This window comes from Mesorhizobium sp. M0816 (genome assembly GCF_040320005.1).
In the GTDB taxonomy this organism is placed as follows: domain Bacteria; phylum Pseudomonadota; class Alphaproteobacteria; order Rhizobiales; family Rhizobiaceae; genus Mesorhizobium.
Genome location: NZ_JAMYOT010000110.1, coordinates 1 through 702, shown reverse-complemented (window position 1 = coordinate 702; position 702 = coordinate 1). Strand labels below are relative to the sequence as shown.

1 protein-coding gene and 1 pseudogene are annotated in these 702 nt (G+C 58.5%); both read left to right on the top strand.

The features are described 5' to 3' along the window. The first annotated feature begins 120 nt into the window (after positions 1-120). Complete coding sequence (locus NKI17_RS36910; RefSeq protein ID WP_352907957.1) at positions 121-357, top strand: hypothetical protein; 237 nt, start codon at positions 121-123, stop codon at positions 355-357. Positions 358-365: 8 nt separating this feature from the next. Further along, a pseudogene (locus NKI17_RS36905) lies at positions 366-702 on the top strand (transposase); the annotation flags it as partial.

The following is a 702-nucleotide window of genomic DNA, read 5'->3' as shown; positions in this document are numbered from 1 at the left end:
CAATTGCTCCCCTGGAATTGGGTGACATCGTCAGTAAAAGCCGTTGCTGCGTAGGCTCTGATGGCTCACAAAACCGACAGAGATCAGCCTGACAAAAACCGAGCTCTTGTTCGCGATGTATTGCTTCGCGATTGGAATCCGATCGGCATATCTGGCATTCCCGAAGCTAAGGACGAATATGACGACTATGCCGACGTCGTGCTCGGGATGCTGATCCACGAAAACGCGACGGCAAAAGACATCGCCGGCTATCTCTTCGAAATCGCCACAGAGGACATGGGGCTGTCCGATCGCAAGATGGCGAACCTGTGCGATAGAGCCGCAGAACTAGTCGTGGCGCTCCGATCAAACTTTTAGGAACAGGCTTGAGCTACCTGCGGTCTTCACCGGTCTTCACCGGATGGGTACGCTACGCAAGCGATCTACCCGATGCAGAGTGGGTGCTGATTGCGCCAATGATGCCGTCGGCGAGCCGCATCGGCCGGCCGCGCAAGACAGACCTGCGCGAGGTCGTGAACGCACTTCTTTACCTCGCCTCGTCGGGCGGCGCGTGGCTTTGCTGCCGAAAGACTTCCCACCCTTTTCAACGGTGCAGAAGTTTTCTATCGCTGGCGTGAGGCGGGCTTGTTGCGGACCATCAGCAACAGCCTCGTCATGGCGGCGCGCGAGGCTGAGGGTCGGGAAGCGAGCCCGACGGCGGGC